Origin of the sequence: Flavobacterium gillisiae (genome assembly GCF_900107635.1) — a bacterium.
GTDB classification, from domain to species: Bacteria; Bacteroidota; Bacteroidia; order Flavobacteriales; family Flavobacteriaceae; genus Flavobacterium; species Flavobacterium gillisiae.
Genome location: NZ_FNRD01000002.1, coordinates 59,836 through 84,948, shown reverse-complemented (window position 1 = coordinate 84,948; position 25,113 = coordinate 59,836). Strand labels below are relative to the sequence as shown.

At 34.5% G+C, this 25,113-nt stretch carries 21 protein-coding genes, 1 tRNA gene and 1 pseudogene; 15 read left to right on the top strand and 8 right to left on the bottom strand.

The genetic code is table 11. The annotated features are described in order from the left end of the window. The 3 genes from BLV35_RS03900 to BLV35_RS03890 all read right to left on the bottom strand — a co-directional run bounded on the left by BLV35_RS03900 (position 1) and on the right by BLV35_RS03890 (position 2,631). Positions 1-1,344: a TolC family protein gene (locus BLV35_RS03900; RefSeq protein ID WP_091085058.1), complete on the bottom strand. Its 1,344-nt coding sequence runs from the start codon at positions 1,342-1,344 to the stop codon at positions 1-3. Beyond that, positions 1,344-1,943, bottom strand: coding sequence for a TetR/AcrR family transcriptional regulator (locus tag BLV35_RS03895; RefSeq protein WP_091085056.1), 600 nt, complete (start codon positions 1,941-1,943; stop codon positions 1,344-1,346). The genes BLV35_RS03900 and BLV35_RS03895 overlap by 1 nt, the downstream gene beginning before the upstream one ends. A gap of 145 nt (positions 1,944-2,088) precedes the next feature. After that, positions 2,089-2,631: a YceI family protein gene (locus BLV35_RS03890; RefSeq protein ID WP_091085053.1), complete on the bottom strand. Its 543-nt coding sequence runs from the start codon at positions 2,629-2,631 to the stop codon at positions 2,089-2,091. 163 nt (positions 2,632-2,794) lie between these two features. Here BLV35_RS03890 and BLV35_RS03885 point away from each other — a divergent pair, with 163 nt between their 5' ends. Together BLV35_RS03885 and BLV35_RS03880 are read left to right on the top strand one after the other, a co-directional pair. Next, a complete protein-coding gene (locus BLV35_RS03885) occupies positions 2,795-3,769 on the top strand; it encodes a polyprenyl synthetase family protein (protein WP_091085049.1) in 975 nt (324 codons plus the stop codon). Between the two features lie 123 nt (positions 3,770-3,892). Next, a complete protein-coding gene (locus BLV35_RS03880) occupies positions 3,893-4,246 on the top strand; it encodes a hypothetical protein (RefSeq protein ID WP_091085047.1) in 354 nt (117 codons plus the stop codon). A 52-nt stretch (positions 4,247-4,298) separates the two neighbouring features. Here BLV35_RS03880 and BLV35_RS03875 read toward each other — a convergent pair whose 3' ends face one another. After that, positions 4,299-4,841 carry a hypothetical protein gene (locus tag BLV35_RS03875; protein WP_176980567.1) on the bottom strand — a complete coding sequence of 181 codons (543 nt, stop codon included), beginning with the start codon at positions 4,839-4,841 and terminating at the stop codon, positions 4,299-4,301. Between the two features lie 106 nt (positions 4,842-4,947). Here BLV35_RS03875 and BLV35_RS03870 point away from each other — a divergent pair, with 106 nt between their 5' ends. Both BLV35_RS03870 and odhB read left to right on the top strand, forming a co-directional pair. After that, positions 4,948-7,725 carry a 2-oxoglutarate dehydrogenase E1 component gene (locus tag BLV35_RS03870; RefSeq protein WP_091085045.1) on the top strand — a complete coding sequence of 926 codons (2,778 nt, stop codon included), beginning with the start codon at positions 4,948-4,950 and terminating at the stop codon, positions 7,723-7,725. A 157-nt stretch (positions 7,726-7,882) separates the two neighbouring features. Beyond that, positions 7,883-9,100 carry a 2-oxoglutarate dehydrogenase complex dihydrolipoyllysine-residue succinyltransferase gene (gene odhB / locus BLV35_RS03865; RefSeq protein ID WP_091085043.1) on the top strand — a complete coding sequence of 406 codons (1,218 nt, stop codon included), beginning with the start codon at positions 7,883-7,885 and terminating at the stop codon, positions 9,098-9,100. A 95-nt stretch (positions 9,101-9,195) separates the two neighbouring features. Here the strand turns inward: odhB and BLV35_RS03860 are convergent, their stop codons facing one another. Both BLV35_RS03860 and BLV35_RS19440 read right to left on the bottom strand, forming a co-directional pair. Further along, positions 9,196-9,939, bottom strand: coding sequence for a hypothetical protein (locus BLV35_RS03860; protein WP_245712007.1), 744 nt, complete (start codon positions 9,937-9,939; stop codon positions 9,196-9,198). Positions 9,940-9,967: 28 nt separating this feature from the next. Further along, a pseudogene (locus BLV35_RS19440) lies at positions 9,968-10,117 on the bottom strand (acid protease); the annotation flags it as partial. A 423-nt stretch (positions 10,118-10,540) separates the two neighbouring features. On the opposite strand from BLV35_RS19440, the gene BLV35_RS03850 reads away from it, so the two are divergent. Together BLV35_RS03850 and BLV35_RS03845 are read left to right on the top strand one after the other, a co-directional pair. After that, complete coding sequence (locus tag BLV35_RS03850; protein WP_091085039.1) at positions 10,541-13,846, top strand: T9SS type B sorting domain-containing protein; 3,306 nt, start codon at positions 10,541-10,543, stop codon at positions 13,844-13,846. 18 nt (positions 13,847-13,864) lie between these two features. Then, positions 13,865-14,752: a PorP/SprF family type IX secretion system membrane protein gene (locus BLV35_RS03845; protein WP_091085036.1), complete on the top strand. Its 888-nt coding sequence runs from the start codon at positions 13,865-13,867 to the stop codon at positions 14,750-14,752. 142 nt (positions 14,753-14,894) lie between these two features. Here the strand turns inward: BLV35_RS03845 and BLV35_RS03840 are convergent, their stop codons facing one another. Next, positions 14,895-15,335 (bottom strand): retropepsin-like aspartic protease, encoded by a 441-nt coding sequence (locus tag BLV35_RS03840; protein ID WP_091085031.1) that lies wholly within the window; start codon positions 15,333-15,335, stop codon positions 14,895-14,897. A gap of 96 nt (positions 15,336-15,431) precedes the next feature. Here BLV35_RS03840 and BLV35_RS03835 point away from each other — a divergent pair, with 96 nt between their 5' ends. The 5 genes from BLV35_RS03835 (at position 15,432) to BLV35_RS03815 (ending at position 19,634) form a co-directional block, all read left to right on the top strand. Then, a complete protein-coding gene (locus tag BLV35_RS03835; protein ID WP_091085027.1) occupies positions 15,432-16,199 on the top strand; it encodes a TatD family hydrolase in 768 nt (255 codons plus the stop codon). A 60-nt stretch (positions 16,200-16,259) separates the two neighbouring features. Further along, positions 16,260-17,402 carry a 1-acyl-sn-glycerol-3-phosphate acyltransferase gene (locus BLV35_RS03830; protein WP_091085024.1) on the top strand — a complete coding sequence of 381 codons (1,143 nt, stop codon included), beginning with the start codon at positions 16,260-16,262 and terminating at the stop codon, positions 17,400-17,402. Continuing rightward, positions 17,386-18,414 carry an asparaginase gene (locus BLV35_RS03825; RefSeq protein WP_091085021.1) on the top strand — a complete coding sequence of 343 codons (1,029 nt, stop codon included), beginning with the start codon at positions 17,386-17,388 and terminating at the stop codon, positions 18,412-18,414. Before BLV35_RS03830 ends, BLV35_RS03825 begins: the two co-directional genes overlap by 17 nt. A gap of 61 nt (positions 18,415-18,475) precedes the next feature. Continuing rightward, positions 18,476-18,562, top strand: a tRNA-Ser gene (locus tag BLV35_RS03820). A 370-nt stretch (positions 18,563-18,932) separates the two neighbouring features. Continuing rightward, positions 18,933-19,634 (top strand): porin family protein, encoded by a 702-nt coding sequence (locus tag BLV35_RS03815; protein ID WP_245712006.1) that lies wholly within the window; start codon positions 18,933-18,935, stop codon positions 19,632-19,634. On the opposite strand, the gene BLV35_RS03810 is transcribed toward BLV35_RS03815, so the two are convergent. Further along, entirely contained in the window at positions 19,629-20,234 is a 606-nt protein-coding gene (locus BLV35_RS03810) for a hypothetical protein (protein ID WP_091085012.1), read from the bottom strand. The two genes, BLV35_RS03815 and BLV35_RS03810, sit on opposite strands and share 6 nt — an antisense overlap. A gap of 257 nt (positions 20,235-20,491) precedes the next feature. Here BLV35_RS03810 and BLV35_RS03805 point away from each other — a divergent pair, with 257 nt between their 5' ends. The 4 genes from BLV35_RS03805 (at position 20,492) to BLV35_RS03790 (ending at position 25,058) form a co-directional block, all read left to right on the top strand. Then, a complete protein-coding gene (locus BLV35_RS03805) occupies positions 20,492-22,936 on the top strand; it encodes a bifunctional UDP-N-acetylmuramoyl-tripeptide:D-alanyl-D-alanine ligase/alanine racemase (RefSeq protein ID WP_091085009.1) in 2,445 nt (814 codons plus the stop codon). A gap of 85 nt (positions 22,937-23,021) precedes the next feature. Further along, complete coding sequence (mscL, locus tag BLV35_RS03800; RefSeq protein ID WP_091085006.1) at positions 23,022-23,444, top strand: large conductance mechanosensitive channel protein MscL; 423 nt, start codon at positions 23,022-23,024, stop codon at positions 23,442-23,444. A 167-nt stretch (positions 23,445-23,611) separates the two neighbouring features. Beyond that, positions 23,612-24,607: an aspartate-semialdehyde dehydrogenase gene (locus tag BLV35_RS03795; protein WP_091085004.1), complete on the top strand. Its 996-nt coding sequence runs from the start codon at positions 23,612-23,614 to the stop codon at positions 24,605-24,607. Between the two features lie 100 nt (positions 24,608-24,707). After that, the gene (locus BLV35_RS03790; protein WP_091085768.1) at positions 24,708-25,058 is read left to right on the top strand and encodes a hypothetical protein; all 351 of its coding nucleotides are present in this window, start codon (positions 24,708-24,710) and stop codon (positions 25,056-25,058) included. Positions 25,059-25,113 lie beyond the last annotated feature (55 nt).

Below are 25,113 nucleotides of genomic sequence, written 5' to 3'. Positions count from 1 at the left end.
TTAGTTATTTATAAGTGTTTTAAGTTCGCCTTTTGATTTGATTAATTGAATTTCTGCTAATTTATAGTCTAATACCGCAGCGGTATAATTGTTTTGCGCTTCAGTAAATGCATTTTCAGCATCTAATAAATCAGTCAAAGAAGTTAGCCCTTGGATATAGTTATTTTTAGTATTGCTTAACACTTCTTGTGCAAGTTGTGCGTTACTTTTTTGATTTGTGATGGTAATCATGCTGTTGTCAATTTGAGTTTTAGCATTGGCGAAAGCCAAATCAAGAGAAAGCTTAGTGTCAACTAGGTCTTCCTTAATAGAACGCAATTCAACATCTGCTTTTCTAACTTTTGATCGTGTTTCAAAACCTGAAAAAATAGGCACTTTTAGATTTAATCCTACAGAGGAGAAATCAGACCAATATACACCATCAGATGGCTTTGCTCCCCAAGGCATTTTTGGACCCTGACCTATATAATTGTATCCAGCAGTCAACGATAGTGAAGGATAGTATCCTGCCATCACAGATTGTTTCTGAAATTCTAATAATTGTTCTTGTTTTTTCATTAACAAATACTCCGTTCTTGTCTCTGTATTTGGCGCTTCGGCAAATGCTTGTGGCGTTACTTCAAATTCAGCTTGGGGGATTTCGATTAGCGTTGCAATAGGCATTCCCATATAAAATTTTAAAGCATTTTCTTGCAGTTGAACAGCATTTAAAACTTGTTGACGTTGTGTATTGATATTAGATATTTTAACTAAAATTCTATCTAAATCAATTTTTTTAGCTAATCCGTTATCATATTGTCCTTTGATAATGTTTTTAACTTTTGTAGTATTGTTGTAGGTACTATCTAAGACGATTAAATTTTGTCTTTGAACGTATACTGCATAGTAATTGTTAGCCACTCTTTCTATTACTTGTTCTTCAGTAAGTTGTTCATTTATTTGATAAAACTCTCTCGTTGTCTTAGCTGCTTTTAATCCTACAAATACAGATTGGTCATAAAGATTTTGAGTCAAGGAAAGACCAGCGGTAGAAATCCATTTTTGACCAAAAGTAGCCTGAATGGTAGTTCCTGGTTCTCCGCCAAAAGATCCTGCGTCTAGAAAAGTAGTTTGTAAAATAGGATTGTAAGTTAACGATCCGTTAGCAGAAATTTTCGGTAGCGCTCCCGCACGAACTTCCTGAATTTGGTATTCGCTGTTTTCTACTTTAAGTTTTGCTTTTTTAGCATCGGCTTTGTTTTCTAAAGCATAAGAGATAGCGTCCTTTAAAGTAAGTGTCTTTACTTCTTGTGCATTTGCCATATAGGCAAATGTTAGGAATGTTATTAAAATTAATCTTTTCATTATATCGTAGGGTTTAGTAATTGATTTTCAAGTTCTGTTATTCCAGTAAGAGTCGCCATAGCTCTAGTATGGTATTCTAATGCTTCCAATTCTAGTTTTTGAGCAATTTTTTCTGAACTGGTATTTTCATTGATGTTAAATATTAAGGTGTAGTAAAACTTAACATAAGTGTCTACATCTAAATCTGCTCTATATAAACCGCTTGTAATACCTTTTTGAATATTTTGTTTGAACCACATGGAACATTCGTTAATTTCTTTAAGCATTACTTTAGCGTATATTTCTGGATAATGTTTTTTTAATTGATATACAGGAGAAGTATCAGCAGATGATTTAAACATTTCGCTAAACATTTTTCGTATCTTAAAGTTTTCTTCAATGGCATTATAATTCATCTGAATAATAGTGTCAATGGTTTCGTGGATTTCTTTATGCAATAGCGTTGTGGTCTCTTCAACTAATAATTCTTTATTGCAAAAATATTTGTAAATCGTTTTTTTAGAAATACACATTTCACCGGCAATATCATCCATCGTGATGCTCTTAAAACCTAGTTTTAAAAACATCTCACTTGCTTTGCTAATTATTTTCTCTTTCATTATTTGTTTTGACTTTGATCAGTTCTGTTAATTTATTTCCAATCTAGTAACGGATTGTAGTATAATTCGAGTGCAAAAGTAACGCGGAAACTTTGAGCACCAAAATAGTTTCCAAAGTTTTTACATAAGATTAACATTGCAGGGTTTAAACAGTGAACTCTAGGTTGGCAATTAATTTGATGTCTTGACCTAAAGAAATTCCAGCGGCGTGATGATAAGAGTTTGTTGTGAGCCCAAAATCTTTGCGGTTTATTTGTCCAGTAATTTCAAATAATGCTTTTCTTCTTCCCTCATAAGTGGTTATGCCAATTAATTCAGCATCAAGTTCAACTACCTTTGTAATGTTTTGGACAGTCAGATTCCCTTTTAAGAAATTGATGTTTTTACTTATTTTTTGAAAAGAGGTTGATTTAAAATTAATAGTAGGAAATGTATCAATGTCTAAATAATCGTTTAGAATTAAATCAGTGTCAATATGATCGATGTTAGTGTCTTTGTTTTTAACATCTAATTGAAATTCAACCGAAGCATCCTCTATTTCATCCTCATGAATGTCTAAATAGCCATTAAATTTATTTAGAGACCCAGCTATGTACGCGATTGTCGCATGTCTTGCTTTGATTAGGACGTCAGATTGATTAGAATCTATAGTCCATTTTGTTGTTGTAAGAGGAAGAGTTGCATTCATGTTTTATAAATTACAATAAGTTAAATTTCGAGTGCAAATGTAATACGGAAACTTTGGATACCAAAATAGTTTCCAAAGTATTTTTATTTATTTTACATCGTATTTAAAAACGGAGTTTGTAATCAAGGATGAATGCTGTAAATTAGCCCAAAAAATTAGCTTTATGCATGCCATTGACCAGTTCCAGGATTTTTTCATTACCTACTTAGAAAAGCAGACTATTACTAAAGAACCTGAAAATCTTTATGAGCCCATTGCTTATATATTGGGGTTAGGGGGAAAGCGAATTCGTCCAGTTTTGACATTAATGACTACTGAGGTTTTTAACGGAGATTATAAAAAAGCACTTCCAGCTGCGATGGCAGTTGAGGTTTTTCATAATTTCTCATTAGTTCATGATGATATTATGGATGACGCGCCTTTGCGACGTGGGAATACCACAGTTCATGAAAAATGGGATATTAATACGGGAATTTTATCTGGTGATGCAATGCTTATTTTAGCCTACCAGTATTTTGAGCAATATGAACCAGTGGTTTTTATGCAATTGGCAAAATTATTTAGCAAAACAGCACTTGAAGTTTGCGAAGGGCAACAATGGGATGTTGATTTTGAAACCCGAGTTGATGTTACCATTGCGGAATACCTAAAAATGATTGAGTATAAAACTGCAGTTCTTGTTGCTGCGGCCATGAAAATGGGAGCAATAGTGGCGGAAACATCTGAGGAAAATGCTAACTTGATTTATGAGTTTGGGTTAAACTTAGGTTTGGCTTTTCAATTGCAAGATGATTATCTTGATGCTTTTGGTGATCCTAAAACCTTTGGAAAGCAAGTAGGCGGTGATATTATTGAAAACAAAAAAACGTACTTATATTTAAAGGCAATCGCATTTTCTGCCAAAGAAGAAGCGTCTCAATTATTAGATTTATTTTCGATGCAACTTGAAGATAATGTAGCTAAGATTGAGTCTGTAAAAGAAATTTTCAATAATTCAGGTGCGTCAAAAGCGACTCAAGAAGCAATACAAGAGTATACCTTCAAGGCTTTTGAAACCTTAGAAAAAATGAATATCGAAGATGCTAAAAAAAAGGTTTTGCGTGCTTTTGGTGAAAATTTAATGGGCCGAAAAGTATAAGCAATGACAATAGTAATAAAAGTAATAATGACAATAGCAATAACAAAACTCAATGCCAATTAATACTGTTTCCCCTTAAAATTAACCTTTTACCATTGAAATTGCCATAGAAAATCATACAATATGTTTATAGCTCCAAAAAACTCGGATTTATTACTAGCTGAAGCAGAAAATGAAACCTTATATCTTAAATTAATTGAACAGATTAATAAGGATTTTAATCTTGCAAATGAAGGAATAGATTTTCCAATGAGTATTTCTCCCAATGAATTGAAAATTCAGCTGCATGAAAAAATTTATAGGTTGATCCAATATAAATTTGCAGAGTACCTTAATCTACTATATATAATCGACGTCTCTGAAGATGAAGTCAAAAAAATGGATGGTTCAGATTTAGTTGTATTAGCGGAGCAAGTCTCTTTTCTAATCCTAAAAAGAGAATGGCAAAAAGTTTGGTTCAGGAATAAATATCGTTAGATTTTTTGAGATTGTCTGGGACTAACTTCGGCTATTTATGCTGTTGTCTTTCTTAAAAATATACCCTTACAAACGGCATGAAAGCGCTGCCGTATATATTATTGTTGTCGTTTAGCACGTTATAGCGGGCGCCCATTGTCACATTTCCACTGCGGTATCCCGCTCCTAAAAATAAACCCGTATTCCAATAGTCTTGAGAATTGCTATTTGATCCATCTAAATTGATGTTTACACGCAGTTCCTCTAATTCAGCAGAAAGTTGGACTTGTGGTAATGGATTAAATAGTCCTATAATGCTACCGCCATATAAATGAGAAGCATAATAATTTTGCTGCTTTGCATAGGTATATTGTGCGCCAAGACCTAAAGCCACGTACTCATTGAAATTGTAAATGGCACTTGGAGCCAAAGAGATGTTAGTGTAGCCGGAACCAAAACCTAAACCAATTCCACCTCCAAATTGTACGTTTTTCCAAAAATCACTACTTGATTTTGATGTAATTGTTTGATGCTGTGCCGACAAAACATTTGAAATTAATGCGATTATGACAATCAAAACTTGCTTTGAAACAGTCATATAGTTGTTTTTTCTCATAAGTATCTAATATTTTAACATATTAATATATAAAAGTAAATATAAATTTAGCGGATTATTGTACTTTTGCGAAACTATTTTAACAAAAAGTATATTCACTAATATTATGGATAGGTTTTCATTTCTAAACGCAGCACATACAGAATTTTTCGCACAATTATACGATCAGTACCTAGATAACCCAGATAGCGTAGAGCCAAGTTGGAGAAGTTTCTTTCAAGGTTTCGACTTTGGTATGGAAACTTACAATGGGGAAAACCCAGTACAAAGCCCTGCCAGCTCTTCTGCTGGAAATTTGGACTATGATCAAATTTCGCAAAAACTTCATAAAGAATTTAATGTATTAAAACTGATTGAAGGATACCGTACTCGTGGACATTTGTTTACAAAAACGAATCCCGTAAGAGACAGAAGGGTTTTTGAACCTTCACTTGATATCACTAATTTTGGACTTTCATCAGCGGATTTAAATACTGTTTTTGATGCAGGTAAAATAGTAGGTAAAGTACCTTCTACACTTACTGAAATTATAAAACATCTGGATACAATATATTGTCAACATATTGGTGTTGAATATATGTACATCAGAAAACCAGAGATTGTTCAATGGATACAAGATAAATTAGGGGTGAATGATAATCAACCTAATTTTTCAATTGATCAAAAGAAATCAATCCTGAATAAATTAAATGAAGCAGTTTCTTTCGAGAACTTCTTACATACTAAATATGTTGGTCAAAAACGTTTTTCACTAGAAGGTGGAGAATCGATAATTCCAGCCCTTGATACTTTAATTGAAAAAGCTGCCGAAATGGGAGTGGAACAATTTGTAATGGGAATGGCTCACCGTGGTCGTTTGAACATATTGGCAAACATATTCGGAAAATCTACGCAAGATATTTTTGGAGAGTTTGACGGTAAAGATTACGATCAAGAGTATTTTGACGGGGATGTTAAGTACCACCTTGGTTTAACAGCAGACAAAATAACAAGCACAGGAAAGAAAATTAATATCAATTTAGCTCCAAATCCTTCACACCTTGAAACAGTAGGTGCAGTAATCGAAGGAATTACAAGAGCGAAACAAGATAAATATTTCCCTAATGATTTTTCTAAAGTATTGCCTATCGCCGTTCACGGTGATGCTGCGATTGCAGGACAAGGTATTCTTTATGAAATTATCCAAATGGCACAACTTGACGGTTACAAAACGGGTGGAACGATTCATATCGTAATTAATAACCAAGTTGGTTTTACTACTAATTACTTAGATGCACGTTCTTCAACTTATTGTACTGATGTAGCCAAAGTAACTTTGTCACCAGTATTGCACGTAAATGCGGATGATCCTGAAGCAGTAGTACACGCTATGTCTTTTGCATTAGATTTCAGAATGCAATTTGGACGTGATGTATTTATTGACTTACTAGGTTATAGAAAATACGGTCATAACGAAGGAGATGAACCTCGTTTTACACAACCAGTATTATATAAAATCATAGCAAAACATAAAAATCCTAGAGATCTTTATGCGGAGAAATTAATTGCAGAAGGTGTAATTGATGCTACTTATGTAAAAGAACTTGAAAAAGAATACAAGTCTGATCTAGAAATGAATTTAGAGGCCTCTCGTAAGAAAGCCTTAACAATCATTACTCCATTTATGAAAAATGAATGGTTAGGTTTTGAGCAGGTTACGGATGTACAAATGCTTCAAAATGTTGATACTTCTTACTCAAGAGTAGGGTTGACGCAAGTTGCTGATGCTGTTTGTAATTTGCCAACGGATAAAAAGTTTATCAACAAAATCCAAAAGTTAATCAACGACAGAAAGACAATGTTTTTCGAAACAAACAAGTTGGATTGGGGAATGGCTGAGCATTTAGCTTATGGGTCATTGTTACAAGAAGGATTTGATGTTCGTATATCTGGACAGGATGTAGAACGCGGAACTTTTTCTCACCGTCATGCGGTGGTAAAAGTAGAAGACTCTGAAGAAGAAGTAACATTAATAAGTAGACTAGAGGGGAAAAAAGGTAATTTCAATATTTTTAACTCACTATTGTCTGAATATGGAGTTCTTGGATTTGATTATGGATATGCATTAGCAAACCCAAATACATTGACAATATGGGAAGCACAATTTGGAGATTTCAGTAATGGAGCCCAAATTATGATTGACCAATACATCTCTTGTGGAGAAGACAAATGGAACAACCAAAACGGAATTGTTCTATTATTACCTCACGGATATGAAGGACAAGGAGCTGAACATTCCTCAGGAAGAATGGAGCGTTACTTACAACTTTGTGCAAGACAAAATATGTTTGTTGCCGATTGTACAACGCCTGCCAACTTCTTTCACTTGTTGAGAAGACAAATGAAAACGAAATTCCGCAAGCCACTTATCGTGTTTACACCTAAGAGTTTGTTGCGTGATCCACGATGTGTATCTACGATTGAAGAATTAGAAAACGGAAGTTTCCAAGAAACGATCGATGATGATACCGTAAACAAAGCGGATGTAAAATCATTAGTTTTCTGTACAGGTAAATTCTATTATGACATTACAGCTGAAAGAGAGAAAAACGGACGTAACGATGTAGCAGTAGTAAGAATAGAACAATTATTCCCATTACCAGTAGAGCAGTTAAAAGCAATTATTGCACTATATCCAAATGTTGACGATTACGTTTGGGCGCAAGAAGAGCCGAAAAATATGGGGGCATACAGCTTTATGTTAATGAATTTTAATTTAGTTAAATGGAGATTAGCGTCGTTAAAAGCGTATTCTGCATCAGCTGCTGGAAGTTCTACAAGAGCAAAACGCCGTCAGGCAGATGCAATAAGAATGGTTTTTGACAAAGATTTATTTAATTCTTAGAAGCTATTTCCTGCTGTCCGCTGTATCTTTTTATTTTTAAAGAAAAAATAAAAAGGATGCCGCTACCATCAGGGCTAAAAATACAAACACAAAACAAACAGTAATTGTTGCTAAAACAATTCAAACAATAAAATTCATAATTTAAAAATTATACAAGATGATTTTAGAAATGAAAGTCCCATCACCAGGGGAATCTATAAAGGAAGTTGAAATTGCAACTTGGTTAGTTCAAGACGGAGATTATGTAGAGAAAGACCAAGCAATTGCTGAGGTTGACTCTGATAAAGCAACTTTGGAATTACCTGCGGAAGCTAGTGGGATTATCACATTAAAAGCAGAAGAAGGTGATGCAGTAGCAGTAGGAGCAGTAGTTTGCTTAATTGATACAGCTGCAGCTAAGCCAGAAGGTTCTGCTCCTGCGCCAGCAGCAGCACCGGTTGCTGAAGCGCTAAAAGCGGCTCCGGCTCCAGTAGCAGCAGCACCAGCGGCAACATATGCTTCAGGAACACCATCTCCAGCAGCAAGAAAAATATTAGACGAAAAAAATATCGCTCCAGCATCTGTTACAGGAACTGGTAAAGACGGTAGGATCACTAAAGATGATGCTGTAAATGCTACGCCATCTATGGGAACTCCTACAGGAGGAAGCCGTGGATCTGAGCGTACAAAATTATCAATGTTGCGCCGTAAAGTAGCAGAACGTTTAGTGGCTGCCAAAAACGAAACGGCTATGTTGACTACTTTCAACGAAGTAAACATGACGCCTATCAACTTGATTCGTAACGAGTACAAAGAAGCATTCAAAGCAAAACACGCAGGCGTTGGTTTAGGATACATGTCTTTCTTTACAAAAGCGGTTACAAGAGCATTAAAGTTATATCCAGATGTTAACTCGATGATGGATGGTGATTATAAAATTGCTTACGATTTCTGTGATATTTCAATCGCAGTGTCTGGGCCAAAAGGATTAATGGTTCCTGTTGTTCGTAACGCAGAGAATTTAACTTTCCGTGGTGTAGAAGCAGATATCAAAAGATTAGCGATTAGAGCACGTGATGGACAAATTACTGTTGATGATATGACTGGTGGAACTTTTACTATCACTAATGGTGGTGTATTTGGTTCTATGTTGTCTACACCTATTATCAATCCTCCACAATCAGGAATTCTAGGAATGCACAACATTATCGAGCGTCCAATTGCCGTAAACGGTAAAGTGGAAATTCACCCAATGATGTATGTGGCACTTTCATATGATCATAGAATTATCGACGGTCGTGAGTCTGTTGGTTTCTTAGTTGCTGTTAAAGAAGCTTTAGAAAACCCAATGGAATTATTATTGGACAATAATCCTAAGAAAGCATTCGAACTATAATTTTAGATTGAATAGATATAAGAAAAGCCTCAGTGATGAGGCTTTTCTGTTTTTTAGTTTGAGCTTTTAGAAAGTTAATTACTAAATTATTTTTTTTAGTTTCCTTTAAATTCTACAGAATCAAAAAGAGCATAGTTTTGGTTTGCAGGAATGTGATCTCCTATAAAATGCAGATTTTCGACGCTACAAAAGATTTTGAACTTTGTATTCTTGCCATAATTAAGCTCTGTAGTAGATTTAATAACATCATTTATTTTCCAATTGGCGACATAGCGCTTTTTGGTGTTGAATTTCAAATCAATTGTTAATGTGTACCATGCTTCTCTTTTAATCTTAACTTGTTCAGAATGGTATGGGTTTCCCTGAGAAGTCATGTATACGATAAGGTCGTCAGCTTGCGCGTTTAATGCAGTTCGTTTGCTTTGAGTACCATATCCTATTTCAAAGTCAATCTCGTGCGTGTCGTTAGAATATAAAAAAGCGCCGATACTTGCCTTGTCGCCAACTCCCATTTCAGGAACGTATACCTTCCAAGTATAAGTTCCTTCTCCATAAGTTGAAATAGTTTTGACCTTGGTTCTTTCCCAGGTATCTGGTGAAGTAAAAATGTTTAAACTGCCATTTTCAATACTGTAATTTGCTAGTCCGTTTAGTGATGCATCTTCCCATAAGCTTAAGTCATTAAAATCCCAAACTGTATTACTAACCCTCGAAGGTTTAGAAAAAAGATTATCTGAGTTGGTCTGTGCGTTTGAATTTTCGTCGATGATGCTATCGGGAGTACAAGAAAATAGTAGAAGTGCTATCAATGGAGTAATTTTTGAAGTAATATTTTTCATGTTTCATAATATATTGATGATTAAGGTCCTATTGTAAATATAAGAAATAATTTGCATAATCTACAATTGCCTTGCCCTTCAACAATACATCGGCACCAATGATTCCGTGAACTGGTTTAGACTTGTGTTGAATTAATACTTCGTTTATATGTGACAAATCAAAAATCACCCAATAGAATTGTCTTTGGGGAACAATTCTTAGAGAGTTTTTGGGTAATAGATAACTTAAGTCTCAAATTTATTTAAAGTCCCTTATTTATAATAATACGACAAGGGATTTTTTTTGTTTGGCCAGTAGTATTAATGTAATTTTTTACGGTTTTTTTTATTGATTTTATTTTTTTAAGCTTAAAAAGATAGATATATGCTAACTTCATTTTAATAAGTATTTACTATTTACCTATACATCACCACAACATAAACTGAAATATCAACTGCAAAATCTCTATTTCAGAATTCGTTAACTGCGGGTTATACCTTTATTTATAGTGTTTAAGTAACAGTTTTTTAATCTCATTGTTGTATGGTTTTTCGATACGCAATTTCAAGAAAGTGAGCACAATAGATTCATAGATTTGAGAATAATTAAACAACTAATATTATGAAAAAAATTACTTTAACTTTTTTCCTTCTTTTATTTGCAATAGGATTTTCACAAAATGCACCTATTTCATTTGAGTCTGGAGAAAATGGATCTACCTGGTCTTTTGCTAGTTTTGAAAACGGTGGTGGATTAGGATATGAGAAAGTAGCAAATCCATTTAAAACGGGAATTAATACTTCTGGAACAGTAGGTAAATTTACTGCTTTGTCTACAGCTGCTGGAGCAGCACCATATGCAGGATGTGAATCTGCGCATGCATCGGGTGTAAATGGTATTGGTAGCTTTACCTTTAGCCTTAGTAATTGTATTGTTAAAGTAATGGTATACAAACCCATCATTAGTGATGTGGGAATAAAGTTTGCCGAATCGAATGGTGAAGCACAACCAGAGGTTAAAGTAAAAAACACCAAAATTAATGAGTGGGAAGAATTAACATTCGACATGTCAGGAAGTATTGGTAAAGGTGCGACAGGGATTATTGATCAAATAATAGTTTTTCCTGACTTTCAGGCAAGAACTACAGAGAACGTTTGTTATTTTGACAATATAACTTTTTCTGCAAAATCGGGAACGACAGGTGGAAGTACAACAAGTACTGCCCCTACATTACCAATGGATTTTGAATCTTCAACGATTGCTTATTCGTTTGTAGGTTTTGACGGAGGTGCAGTAACAAAAATTGCTAATCCTCATAGCACAGGAATAAACACAAGTGCTACTGTTGCTCAAATGGTAAAAGGCGCAGGTCAACCATGGGCAGGTGCTAAAATAGTAATGGCATCAGCAGTTGATTTTTCAACAAAGAAACTAATTAAGATAAAAGTTTGGTCTCCAGTTGCGGGTAAAAAACTTTTATTAAAATTTGAAGGAGCTGGAGCAGCATTCGAAAAAGAATCAGTAGGAGTTACAGCAGCGAATGCTTGGCAAGAATTGAGTTTTGATTTTACTGGAGTAGCTGGAGTAAATAATTTAAATGACAATATAATTTTCATATTTGATTTAGGAACAGCAGGAGACGGAAGTGCTACATCAACTTATTTATTTGATGATGTAATCCAATCAGCAGTTTCTGGAGGAGGAACTTCGTTAACACAAATGAGTTTGCCACTTACATTTGATAGTGCGACGGTAGACTATGGATTAATCGGATTTGGAGGAGCAGAAGCTTCAACAGTAGTTGTTGATCCAACTTTATCAACAAATAAAGTAGCTAAAGTAGTAAAATCAGCTGCGGCTGAGCTTTGGGCAGGAACAACGATTTCAGCAGCTGCAGGATTAGGATTTAGTAGTGCGATACCATTTACAGCATCAGCAACCAAGATGAATGTTAGAGTGTGGTCACCAACTGCGGGAATCAAAGTTCGCTTGAAAGTTGAGGATCACAATGACAACACGCATACGGTAGAAACAGAAGCAACAGTAACTACAGCATCAGGATGGCAAACATTAGAATTTAATTTTGCTAATCAAGCGACAGGAACTGCTGCATTGAATTTAGCTTTTGTATATGATAAAGCATCTATTTTCTTCAATTTTGGAGTAACAGGAGCAACAGCAGGAGAGAAGACGTATTATTTTGATGATGTAGCTTTTGGAGCGGCACCAACAACAGGAACAAGTACTGCCCCTACATTACCAATGGATTTTGAATCTTCAACGATTGCTTATTCGTTTGTAGGTTTTGACGGAGGTGCAGTAACAAAAATTGCTAATCCTCATAGCACAGGAATAAACACAAGTGCTACTGTTGCTCAAATGGTAAAAGGCGCAGGTCAACCATGGGCAGGTGCTAAAATAGTAATGGCATCAGCAGTTGATTTTTCAACAAAGAAACTAATTAAGATAAAAGTTTGGTCTCCAGTTGCGGGTAAAAAACTTTTATTAAAATTTGAAGGAGCTGGAGCAGCATTCGAAAAAGAATCAGTAGGAGTTACAGCAGCAAATGCTTGGCAAGAATTGAGTTTTGATTTTACTGGAGTAGCTGGAGTAAATAATTTAAATGACAATATAATTTTCATATTTGATTTAGGAACAGCAGGAGACGGAAGTGCTACATCAACTTATTTATTTGATGATGTAATCCAATCAGCAGTTTCTGGAGGAGGAACTTCGTTAACACAAATGAGTTTGCCACTTACATTTGATAGTGCTACGGTAGACTATGGATTAATCGGATTTGGAGGAGCAGAAGCTTCAACAGTAGTTGTTGATCCAACTTTATCAACAAATAAAGTAGCTAAAGTAGTAAAATCAGCTGCGGCTGAGCTTTGGGCGGGGACAACGATTTCAGCAGCTGCAGGATTAGGATTTAGTAGTGCGATACCATTTACAGCATCAGCAACCAAGATGAATGTTAGAGTTTGGTCACCAACTGCGGGAATCAAAGTTCGCTTGAAAGTTGAGGATCACAATGACAACACGCATACAGTAGAAACAGAAGCAACAGTAACTACAGCATCAGGATGGCAAACATTAGAATTTAATTTTGCCAATCAAGCGACAGGAACTGCTGCATTGAATTTAGCTTTTGTATATGATAAAGCATCTATTTTCTTCAATTTTGGAGTAACAGGAGCAACAGCAGGAGAGAAGACGTATTACTTTGATGATGTAGCTTTTGGAGCGGCACCAATAACAGGACCAATTACAATGGCACCAACGAATTTGAATTATGGAGGCAATTTACGATTCGAAATAAATAAAGATATAAAATCAGTAACACCTACCGTAACAGCAGATCCATTACCAACATATAGTATCAGTCCAATAATGCCAAAAGGACTGAGCTTTGATGCTGCTTCAGGTTCAATTGCTGGGAAACCAACTGTAGAAACTGGGCCAGTTAGTTATACAGTTACTGCAACGAATTCAGTAGGATCTCAAAAGCTAACGTTTACAATCGAGATATTTAATAACGATCATGATTTTGATGGTATAAATGATGATGTTGACAATTGTCCAGAGTTTTATAATCCAAATCAAGAAGATAAAAACAACGATGGTATTGGTGATATCTGTATTGAGGAAGAACAAGTTAAGGTAGCTCAAGGTTTTTCTCCAAACGGGGATGGTATAAATGACACATGGTTTATTAAGAATATTGAAAATTATCCAAATACTCAGGTTAGAGTTTTTAATAAAACAGCTGCTGAAGTGTTTTTCTCTAGAGATTACAAAAATCTTTGGGACGGAACGTACAAAAACACTGGGGAAATTGTAGCTGCAGGCTCTTATTTTTATCAAGTAGATTTAGGTGGAGACGGTTCAATTGACTTACAAGGGTGGATTTATATCGCTAATTAATTTTTAAAAAATCAGATCATGAAAAATATACTTTATCTACTAACTGCAGGAGCACTTCTGTTTAGTAGTTCTATTATAGCACAGCAAGCCAACAATTTTGCCTTCTATAAAAATCAAATGAATGTTATCAATCCCGCATATGCCGGGGTTGATAATCAAACTCAAATTTCGGGTTCGATACGTTCGCAATGGACAGGCGTTAAAGATTCTCCACAAACGCAAGCAGTTTCTTTTGGAACTTCTCTTGGGAAAAATTTAGGTTTTGGTATCTCTGTTTTAAATGATCAAACTTTCATTGAAAAACAAACATCTGTTGGGATCGACTTGTCTTATTTAGTACAACTAAGTGAAGCGACTGATTTGTATTTTGGTATTAAAGCTGGGGGTAATTCCTTTAATATTAATACTTCGGGTTTAGAATTCTATAATGTAGATGTAGATCCAGCTTTTGCTTCAATAAGTAGCTTTAGTCCCAATGTGGGAGTAGGTGCTTTTTTAAAAAATGACAAATACTTTTTGTCGCTTTCTGTACCAAAATTAGTGTCATTTAAAGATGTTAAAAACGATGACGGCTACGCAATGGTTAGTACAAATAGACCAGTGGTTTATGCAAGTGGAGGCTATGATTTTAGTTTAAATCCAATGGAGACATTAGTTTTAAAACCCTCTTTTATGGCAAGATATACGACTGCCGCACCAGTTTCTGTGGATTTTAATGCTATGTTGATGATCAATAATAATTTTGAAATTGGAGGAATGTATAGAACTGATAAAGCGGTTGCAGCAATGGCAAGTGTTATTTTAAGTAAAAAACTAGTAATAGGTTTTGCTTATGAAGTGAGTTCAAGAGCTGAATTGGCAAGTGCTAAAAACACGAATGAAATTATGTTACAATTTAAATTCTAATTTGTTTTTTGTAGTGAATAATTGATTGAGTTTTGTTTAAAAAGCCGTTTGAAATTATTTTCAAACGGCTTTTTAATTTCCATTTTTAATAATGAAGTGGAATGTTCAATTCATTCACTAGAATTTAAAAAAAACGAAAATTCTATTTTTGAAGGTATAAATAATGATTATAATAATCTACAATCGCCTTCCCTTTCATCAATACATCGGCACCAATGATTCCGTGAACTGGTTTAGACTTGTGTTGAATTAAAGCCTCATTTACATGAGATAAATCAAAAATGACGACATCAAATTCTAAATGTTTCCAAAATCCAAGTTGTAATTTATTATTAGATGCCGTTTGCGTAAGCATTCCGGTAGCTCCTGCTCCCGAAGCTTTTGTTTTGGAGGCTTCTGCATTAAGTTGAAAGAATTCAACGCTTTCAAATCCCACGCAGCTGTTTGAGGCGCCGGTATCAAGGATGAAATTGCCTGATACTCCATTGATTTTTGCTTTTATCAAAAGATGCTGCGTTTTGGTAATTTTAAATTTAATTTTTTTGTATTTTTCTTTTTTAAGAATGTCTTGTAGGTTTTTCATGAAGTAGGTATGATACTCAAAAGTAATCTAAAAAACCCAAGAATCTAAAAACTAACAATTCAAAATAGTAACTTTGCCGCTTTCAAAATAGATAAAATGATAATTACTGACACGCATACCCATCTTTATAGTGAGGAATTCGATCAAGACCGAGACGAGATGATTCAAAGAGCAATAGAGAACGGAGTTTCTCGATTCTTTATTCCAGCAATTGACTCTTCGTGCACTGCGGCAATGTATGATTTAGAAAAGAACTATCCGGAACATGTTTTTCTAATGATGGGACTACATCCTACTTATGTAAAGGAAAACTATTTAGAAGAATTGCAGCATGTGGAAGAAGAATTGGCGAAAAGGAAATTCTATGCCGTTGGGGAAATTGGAATTGATTTATACTGGGATAAAACGCATTTGCCCGAACAACAAATTGCTTTTAGAAAACAAATTCAATTGGCAAAACAATATAAATTGCCCATTGTAATTCATTGTAGAGAGGCTTTTGATGAAATATTTGAAATATTAGAGGATGAGAAATCAGCTGATTTATTTGGGATATTTCACTGTTTTACGGGAACTTATGAGCAGGCGTTACAAGCGATTTCTTATAATATGAAATTGGGAATTGGTGGAGTCATTACCTTTAAAAACGGAAAGATAGATCAGTTTTTGAATCAAATTGATTTAAAACATATTGTTTTAGAAACAGACTCTCCTTATCTTGCTCCGATTCCTTTTCGAGGGAAAAGAAATGAAAGTAGTTATTTATTAAATGTAATTGATAAACTGGCTGCCATCTATAATCTTTCAGCAAAAGATATTGCGAATATTACGACCGAAAATTCTCGAATGATTTTTGGGATTTAAAATAGAATTCATTAAAAATTAATATTTTTTTTGTTCATTTGCGCACCTAAAATAACCAAAATGCAAAAATTTGACGCTATTCGGCCATTTTATGATTCCGAAATTAACGAGGCTATACTAAATGTGGTTCATCACCCGATGATGAAGTCATTGATGAATTTTACATTTCCTGAAACACCTGACGAAGACTGGAAGGACCAATTAAAAAAAACACACTCTATACGTGACTTTCAATGTAACTTTATCTATCATACACTTTTAAAAGTGCTTGAAAAAAGTTCTGATGGTTTGACGACTTCTGGTTTTGAAAAGTTAGAAAAAGGAGAGTCCTATTTATTTATATCAAACCATAGAGATATATTACTAGACACAACATTGCTAAATGTGGCTTTGTTCGAACATGGCTTAGTAATGACTGCATCAGCGATTGGTGATAACTTGGTTAAGAAAGATTTTCTTAACATCTTGGCAAAGTTGAACCGTAATTTTTTGGTTCAAAGAGGTTTGACTCCACGTGAGATGTTAGGAAGCTCAAAAACATTATCTGAATATATTAGTCATTTATTGCAGCATGAAAGTAGATCTGTCTGGATTGCACAACGTGAAGGAAGGACTAAAGACGGTAATGATGCAACTAATCCAGGAGTATTAAAAATGGTTGGAATGGGATCTGATGAAGATAACCTGATGGACTATTTTAAGAAAATAAAAGTTGTTCCAGTGTCAATTTCGTATGAATATGACCCAACTGATGTACTTAAAATTCCACAATTATTGGCTGAGGCCAATAACGAAGTGTACATCAAGGAAAAGAATGAAGATTTCATGACGCTATTAAGCGGAGTGATGGGACAAAAGAAGGGAATTCACATTCATATAGGTGATGTTCTGGACACTGAAATTGATGCGATTAAGGATGAATTTACTAACTCAAACAAGCAAATTCAAGCGCTTGCTCAGTTAATTGATGATTCTATAATAGAGAATTATAAATTATGGCCTACTAATTATATAGCCTATGATATTTTAAATAAAACTAGCGGCTATTCTAACATGTATACAGCTGATGAAAAATCACTGTTTGAACGTAGATTAGAGATGCGAATAGATGCTGAAAACCCAGTTGCATTGCAAGGATTACTGGATATGTATGCTAATCCGGTTGCTAATAAATTAAAATACAAGGATGAACTCAAAGGCTAAAATTCTTTTATTATATACTGGAGGAACTATCGGGATGCGTAAGGATTTCAATACTGGTGCCCTAAAAGCGTTTAATTTCAGTAAGTTATTACAAAGAATTCCTGAGTTGAAACAATTGGATTGTGAAATTGAAACTATTTCATTTGAAGAGCCAATTGATTCCTCAAACATGAATCCAGAAGAATGGGCAAGAATTGCAACTATAATAGAGACAAATTATTTAGATTTTGATGGTTTCGTTGTTCTTCATGGATCTGATACAATGTCTTATTCTGCTTCAGCATTGAGCTTTATGCTTGAAAATCTAGCCAAACCAGTGATTTTTACCGGTTCTCAATTACCGATAGGGGATTTGCGTACGGATGCTAAAGAAAATCTAATTACGGCTATTCAAATTGCTTCATTGCAAGAAAACGGAATACCTGTCGTTACCGAAGTGTGTCTATACTTTGAATACAAATTATACAGAGGAAACAGAACAACTAAGATAAGTGCTGAGCATTTCAACGCATTTACGTCACCCAATTATCCTGCTTTAGTAGAATCTGGGGTGCATTTAAATTTGAGACCGGAACTGTTTTTAGCTAAAAACGATGGTAAGAAATTGTTGGTACATAAAAAACTAGACAATAATGTTGTCATAGTCAAAATGTTTCCGGGAATGAGTGAAACTGTTTTAGCAGCTATTTTTAATATACCCGGTTTAAAAGGAATTGTACTGGAAACTTATGGTTCAGGGAATGCGCCTAGCGAAGAGTGGTTTATTGCTTTATTAGCTAAAGCGATAAATAATGGACTGCATATTATTAATGTAACTCAATGTTCTGGAGGTAGTGTAAATATGGGTAAATATGAAACGGGTACAGGCATGAAAGCAATAGGGGTGATTTCTGGAAAAGACATCACAACAGAGGCTGCTATTACGAAACTGATGTATTTATTAAGCCGAAATGATGCGCAAGATGACTTTAAAACTATTTTTGAGTCCTCTTTGAGAGGGGAAGTCCTATAATATTCTGATTTTACTTTTGTAAGTCACTTTTTTTAGTGTTCTTTGCAGACCTTAAATAAATAGAGAGGTGTCCGAGTGGTTGAAGGAGCTAGCCTGGAAAGCTAGTATGTGGGTAACTGCATCGTGGGTTCGAATCCCATCCTCTCTGCAAAAAAATGAATGCTTCCTGAAACGGAAGCATTTTTTGTTTAATAGCATGACAAACCTTTTTGTTTGGATCAGGGAAAAAAACTCTTAGACTTAAAATGCAAGCATGTATTTATAAGAATCTCTATTTAGGGAACGCCAGAGGAAATCCTTTTCTTTTTACAAAAAGACACAGCCCTGCTGCTTTTTTTAGTGGAGCTTTTCACGATGGTTATCTTTATTATTTGGAAGACATACCTCAAGTTGTTTTTTGAAAACAATACGCATCAAGAACCCTTCAAAATCCTATATTTGTATAATAATAGAAAAGGACCCATTCGAAAATTCTAGTTAAGACTGCCATGAAACAATCATTCAACCAAAATAATACTATGCGAATCATTTTTAGTCTCTTTCTTGTACTGTCGGTTTCTGCTATTTTTTCTCAAGAAATAGAGCTGAGTAAGGATAGTGCGGAAATAAAGGTGGATTCCTTATATAGAGAAGATCAATTTTATTTTGGGTTTACGTACAATACATTACAACAGAAACCAGCAGGGGTGTCGCAAAGTAAGTTCTCAACAGGTTTATCGGCCGGTTTTCTTAGAGATATGCCAATAAATAAAGACCGTACAAATGCAATAGCGGTGGGGTTGGGTTTCACATACAACAATTACATTCAAAACCTTGCTATAACGGGAACTGGCCAAATGCCTGTTTATACTGTTATTGATGGAGATACAAATTATAATAAAAATAAATTCACGCAATTATTAGTTGATCTACCCATCGAATTTAGGTGGAGAACATCTACATATGAGAGTTATAAATTTTGGAGAATTTATGGCGGGGTGAAATTAAGCTATGTACTTTACAATAAATCTATATTCACTGATGACCTAAGTAAAGTGGTAATCACGAACAACAAGGACCTTAATAAATTGTTATACGGTCTGTATCTTTCAGCCGGTTATAATACAATTAATGTATATGGCTATTATGGATTAAATTCTATTTTTAAGACTGCAGAAATAGATGGAGAAAAGATAAATATGAGGTCGCTTAATATTGGGGTTATTTTTTATATCTTATAGCCACAAGTACAACAACAGTATTTGCGGAATAGTTCCTAAAAAAAGGCCGATAATTAGTTCCTTAAAAGTATGGGCTTTCATTACTAAACGAGATGAAGCCACAAATCCGTTCATAAGAGTGAGGAAGGTGATAGCAAAAATATTTTGTGTTTGAAAATGTAGGCTTAGCCCAAAAACAAAAACAGTCAAAGCGCTTATGCCCATCATATGAAGACTCGCTTTTGTTCTAACAAACAATAACATCATCGCAATTAAGGTGCTCAATAGAGCTCCTAAAAGGAAAAAGTGCAATTCTGGATAACGGTCAATGGTAATGCTTTTTCGAACCAAAAGGATAAGCAAAAAAGATTGAATCACAAGTGGTATTTTCCGTTCTGATAATAACGGAACCATCATAGAACTAATTTTACCGGTTGCTCTCAAAAGAAGGAAAAACAATAGTGGAACCACAACCGTGATAATTAGTACCTGAAGTAGTACAAAATATTTTTCTTGGTTTATAAAAAAGGAATTATTTGAAAAAAGGTAAAATAGCGTAGCGTATACCGGAATAAACACCGGATGGAAAATATAAGAAAATAACGGAAGGATTTTTTTCAAGAGTACTGCAATTAATTATCAAAACAAATATAAGGAATATAGTAAAAAAGTCACTTTAAATCAGTTGTGATTTATACAAAAGTCAAAATCATTTCTGGCTTTTTAATTATGTTGCGTTGCCGTAACTTTGAAAAGAAGTGTTATTTTTGGGGACATTCTAAATGACAACTATGTTTTTGGGCTCGTTTGGTCCTATAGAAATATATTGTTTGTTACCCAAGTATAAATAAAATCTGCGTTAACCGCAATCTATAAAAATGAGCATACTTATTAAAAACATAGTTCCTATTCTTAAGGCAAGAACCGTTGGCAATACTGAAGTAGCAGTCGTTGACACGGTGTCTATAGATAGTCGATCGTTGCAAAATAGCGCAAATACTTTATTCTTTGCATTGGTTGGTCCCAATAATGATGCACATACCTATATTAAAGATTTGATAGCAACGGGAGTGCAGAACTTTGTGGTTTTGCATATTCCAGAAGGATGTGCAGATAAGGCTAATTTTCTGATTGTAGAAAATACTTTGGACGCATTGCAGCAATTTGCGGCTTACTATCGCAGTCGTTTTCATTTTCCCGTTATTGGTTTAACCGGAAGTAATGGTAAAACGATAGTAAAGGAATGGCTCAACTTCCTGCTAAGTCCTGACTTTAATGTTATTCGCAGTCCAAAGAGTTACAATTCTCAGGTGGGTGTCCCTTTGTCAATATTTGCGATTAATGAAAAGCACAATCTAGGTGTTTTTGAAGCAGGAATTTCTACCATTGATGAAATGGAAAAATTAGAAAAAGTAATTAAGCCTACAATAGGCATTCTAACAAATATAGGTTCTTCGCATGACGAGGGTTTTCTTGATTTAGATCAAAAAGTTAAAGAAAAATTAGTTCTTTTTAAAGATGCTGAAATTATAATCTATCAAAAAAGGGATCTTGTAGACAAATATATTTTTCCAGAAATAAAAACATTTAGCTGGAGTTTTAGAAGAGGAGAAGCTGATGTCTTTGTGTATAAAAAAGAGGTAGAAGATCAAAACACGATATTATATTACAAATACAAAGGAAGTTCTTATAAGTTGAAAATTCCATTTCAAGATACGGCTTCTATAGAAAATGCGATTTCTTGTTTAATGGCATTGTTATATTTCGATTATGATATTGAGACGATTCAATCTAGGATGCTATTGCTGTTTCCTGTGGAAATGCGATTAAAAGTAAAGACCGGAATCAATAATTGTAGTCTTATCGATGATAGTTATAGTTCTGATTTTCAGTCATTGAAGATTGCATTGGATTTTCTGGAAAGTCAAACGCAGTTCCAAAAGAAAACGGTTATTCTGTCGGATATTTTTCAAAGCGGATTATCGAATGAGGAGCTGTATTCTAAGGTTTCGCAATTGATTGTTTCTAATAACGTAAGTAGGGTTATAGGCATTGGAGAAACCATCTCGGCATTCAAAGATAAGTTCGTCAATTGCATTACGTTCAGTAATACGGCTGAATTTATCTCTAATTTTGAAAGTCTTGATTTTGCGAATGAAACCATTTTGATAAAAGGGGCAAGGTCATTTCAGTTTGAAGAAATAGTGTATCTACTCGAAGAAAAAACTCATGAGACCGTTCTTGAAATTAACTTGAATGCAATCAGTTATAACTTAAATTTCTTTAAATCTAAACTGAAGCCAAATGTAAAAATCATGGTTATGGTAAAGGCATTTGGTTATGGGAATGGAGGACTGGAGATTGCTAAATTACTTGAACACCACAAAGTGGATTACCTGGGAGTGGCTTTCGCCGATGAAGGTATTTCACTGAAGAACGGCGGTATTCAATTGCCAATTATGGTTCTTAACCCAGAGAACACGAGTTTCTCGGCAATTATACAATATCAATTAGAGCCTGAAATATATTGCCTAAAAGGACTTTATGCCTTTTTGAAAATTGCAAAAGAAAAGAACTTGCATCACTTTCCTATTCATATCAAGCTGGATACAGGGATGCATCGACTTGGTTTTGAGGAAGACTCAATAGAAGAGTTAATAGCTACTTTGAAAGGGAATAATACCGTGCAGATACGAAGTATTTTGTCACATCTTGCCACAAGTGATGATTTGAAGCATCGTGATTTTACACTTTCCCAAATTAATTTATTTGATAGAATGTCCTCCAAAATCATGGAGGAATTGGACGTAAACCCGATTCGTCATATTTTGAATACTTCTGGGATAAGTAATTATCCGGACTCTCAATTTAATATGGTTCGTTTAGGAATAGGACTTTATGGAGTGTCGAATGATTCTGCAGAACAAAAATATTTGGAAAATGTGGGTACTTTGAAATCTGTTATTTCCCAAATTAGAGCTATTTCTGCTGGTGAGAGCGTTGGCTATGGCCGAAAGTTTATGGCAGAGAAGCCTACAAAGGTTGCAACAATTCCCATTGGCTATGCAGACGGGATTTCTAGAGGCTGGGGGAATGGCGTGGGATTTGTAACCATAAAAGATAGAAAAGCAAAGATTTTAGGGAGTATCTGTATGGATATGTTGATGGTCGATGTTACGGAAATTAATTGCACGGAAGGAGATTCGGTTATAATTTTTGGCGAAAGCCCAACCGTTACTCATATTGCAAAAAAGCTTAATACAATACCTTATGAAGTGCTAACGAGTATTTCGCAACGTGTAAAAAGAGTTTTTTATCGATAATTTTGTGTCGTTTATCGATAAAATGTTAAATTATGTTAAATATTTATTAATTTAGATTTATATAAATTTTAATTAAAAAAAAAATATGGGATTCTTAAGTGACTTTAAAGCCTCTTTAATGAAAGGTGACGTGTTAAGTTTAGCAACTGCAGTTGTTATTGCTGGGGCATTTGGTAAAATTATCAGTTCAGTAGTGGATGATGTAATTATGCCAGTTGTAGGTTTGATAACTGGAGGTGTTGATTTTACAACTAAATTCATTACACTTGACGGAAATAGTTATGTTGATCTCGATGCAGCGAAAGAAGCTGGAGCTGCTGTAATCACTTACGGTAACCTAGTACAAGCTACAATTAATTTTATTATTATTGCTTTCTTTGTATTTGTAATATTAAGAGCTGCTGAAAAAGCAAAGAAAAAAGAGGAAGTTGTTGCTGCAGTAGCTGCTCCAGCGGGACCAACTCAAGAAGAATTACTTACTCAAATTAGAGATTTACTAAAAAAATAAGAAGACCGCTATACTATATGTTCAACTTAACCATCCGCAAAACGGATGGTTTTTCTTTATTGTTACAATTGTAACATTTTGTTATTTTTTGTGAAGCGTCTTGTTTTGGTTTTAATATTACTTACTTTTGTAACTCAAATTTAATATTCAATTATAAAAATATAGAAATGAAAATAGCAGTTGTAGGTGCAACCGGTATGGTTGGAGAGGTTATGTTACAAGTATTAGCAGAAAGAAATTTTTTATCGACTGCTGATGAATTAATTCTTGTTGCTTCAGAAAGATCAGTGGGTAAAGAAATTGCCTTTAATGGTAAAAACTATAGTGTTGTAGGGATGCAAACCGCAGTAGATATGAAAGCAGACATTGCTTTGTTTTCTGCTGGAGGAGAAACTTCTTTAGAGTGGGCTCCAAAGTTTGCTGCTGCTGGAACAACCGTTATCGACAACTCTTCAGCATGGAGAATGGATCCAACTAAAAAATTGATTGTTCCTGAAATCAATGCTTCTTCATTAACTAAAGAAGATAAAATTATAGCTAACCCAAATTGTTCTACAATTCAGATGGTATTGGTTTTAGCCCCTTTGCATAAAAAATACAACATCAAGCGTGTGATCGTTTCTACTTATCAATCTATTACTGGAACAGGAGTTAAGGCCGTACAACAGCTAGAAAATGAATATGCAGGAGTTCAAGGTGAAATGGCATACAAATATCCAATTCATAGAAATGCAATTCCACAATGTGATTCATTCGAAGAAAATGGATATACTAAGGAAGAAATGAAATTGGTTCGTGAGACTCAAAAAATATTAGATGACAGAACGATTGCAGTTACTGCAACTGCTGTGCGTGTGCCAATCGTAGGTGGACATAGTGAAGCAGTAAATGTGGAGTTTTCGAATGATTTTGTGGTTTCAGATATTCAAAATATTTTACATCACACTGATGGAGTAGTAGTTCAAGATAACAATGACACTTATACCTATCCGATGCCAATGTACGCGCAAGGAAAAGATGATGTTTTCGTGGGTAGAATTCGTCGCGACGAAAGCCAGGCAAACACATTAAATATGTGGATTGTAGCTGATAATTTAAGAAAAGGAGCTGCGACAAATACAATTCAAATTGCTGAATATCTAGTTGCTGCTAAACTGGTGTAACTGATTTATAATTTTATTTTAAACCATCTGTTTTAACATTCTATCAGTTTTGTTAAAACAGATGGTTTTCTTTTTTTTAGATTTCCTACCTTTGGAGCGTATGAAAAAGAAGCAACTTATAATTAGTCTCTCTTTGGCACTGACAGTATTGTTTTCAATACTGTTTCAGTCACTTCATACCTATGAGCATTTTATTAAGCAATTTTCTTCAACAGAGTGTCATCATAAATACAGTCATGGTGAACCTGAAATAACACATCAGCATCATAATTTTGATGATTGTAAAGTGTGTCATTTTACTTTTGGGTCTTATGTTTCTCCAGAAGTATTTGCTTATTCACTGCAGACCAATTACAAACAAACGCCCTATTTCTTTGAGAAGGGAAAAGCCTTTATTTCGTTTCCTGGCAGTTTGTATTCTCTTCGAGGTCCGCCTTCAGTTATTATTTAAATTACAGTTATTTCCAACCAATCCATATTATGTTTTGTTGGGATGTTTCACTTAT

Bases quoted from the DNA above. Each gene is read 5' to 3' on its own strand.
- BLV35_RS03835 (WP_091085027.1), top strand. From the start codon at position 15,432: ATGATAATTACTGACACGCATACCCATCTTTATAGTGAGGAATTCGAT.
- odhB (WP_091085043.1), top strand. From the start codon at position 7,883: ATGATTTTAGAAATGAAAGTCCCATCACCAGGGGAATCTATAAAGGAA.
- BLV35_RS03840 (WP_091085031.1), bottom strand. From the start codon at position 15,335: ATGAAAAACCTACAAGACATTCTTAAAAAAGAAAAATACAAAAAAATT.
- BLV35_RS03890 (WP_091085053.1), bottom strand. From the start codon at position 2,631: ATGAATGCAACTCTTCCTCTTACAACAACAAAATGGACTATAGATTCT.
- BLV35_RS03845 (WP_091085036.1), top strand. From the start codon at position 13,865: ATGAAAAATATACTTTATCTACTAACTGCAGGAGCACTTCTGTTTAGT.
- BLV35_RS03870 (WP_091085045.1), top strand. From the start codon at position 4,948: ATGGATAGGTTTTCATTTCTAAACGCAGCACATACAGAATTTTTCGCA.
- mscL (WP_091085006.1), top strand. From the start codon at position 23,022: ATGGGATTCTTAAGTGACTTTAAAGCCTCTTTAATGAAAGGTGACGTG.
- BLV35_RS03815 (WP_245712006.1), top strand. From the start codon at position 18,933: ATGCGAATCATTTTTAGTCTCTTTCTTGTACTGTCGGTTTCTGCTATT.
- BLV35_RS03880 (WP_091085047.1), top strand. From the start codon at position 3,893: ATGTTTATAGCTCCAAAAAACTCGGATTTATTACTAGCTGAAGCAGAA.
- BLV35_RS03885 (WP_091085049.1), top strand. From the start codon at position 2,795: ATGCATGCCATTGACCAGTTCCAGGATTTTTTCATTACCTACTTAGAA.
- BLV35_RS03850 (WP_091085039.1), top strand. From the start codon at position 10,541: ATGAAAAAAATTACTTTAACTTTTTTCCTTCTTTTATTTGCAATAGGA.
- BLV35_RS03795 (WP_091085004.1), top strand. From the start codon at position 23,612: ATGAAAATAGCAGTTGTAGGTGCAACCGGTATGGTTGGAGAGGTTATG.
- BLV35_RS03805 (WP_091085009.1), top strand. From the start codon at position 20,492: ATGAGCATACTTATTAAAAACATAGTTCCTATTCTTAAGGCAAGAACC.
- BLV35_RS03895 (WP_091085056.1), bottom strand. From the start codon at position 1,943: ATGAAAGAGAAAATAATTAGCAAAGCAAGTGAGATGTTTTTAAAACTA.
- BLV35_RS03830 (WP_091085024.1), top strand. From the start codon at position 16,260: ATGCAAAAATTTGACGCTATTCGGCCATTTTATGATTCCGAAATTAAC.
- BLV35_RS03790 (WP_091085768.1), top strand. From the start codon at position 24,708: ATGAAAAAGAAGCAACTTATAATTAGTCTCTCTTTGGCACTGACAGTA.
- BLV35_RS03875 (WP_176980567.1), bottom strand. From the start codon at position 4,841: ATGAGAAAAAACAACTATATGACTGTTTCAAAGCAAGTTTTGATTGTC.
- BLV35_RS03825 (WP_091085021.1), top strand. From the start codon at position 17,386: ATGAACTCAAAGGCTAAAATTCTTTTATTATATACTGGAGGAACTATC.
- BLV35_RS03900 (WP_091085058.1), bottom strand. From the start codon at position 1,344: ATGAAAAGATTAATTTTAATAACATTCCTAACATTTGCCTATATGGCA.
- BLV35_RS03860 (WP_245712007.1), bottom strand. From the start codon at position 9,939: ATGAAAAATATTACTTCAAAAATTACTCCATTGATAGCACTTCTACTA.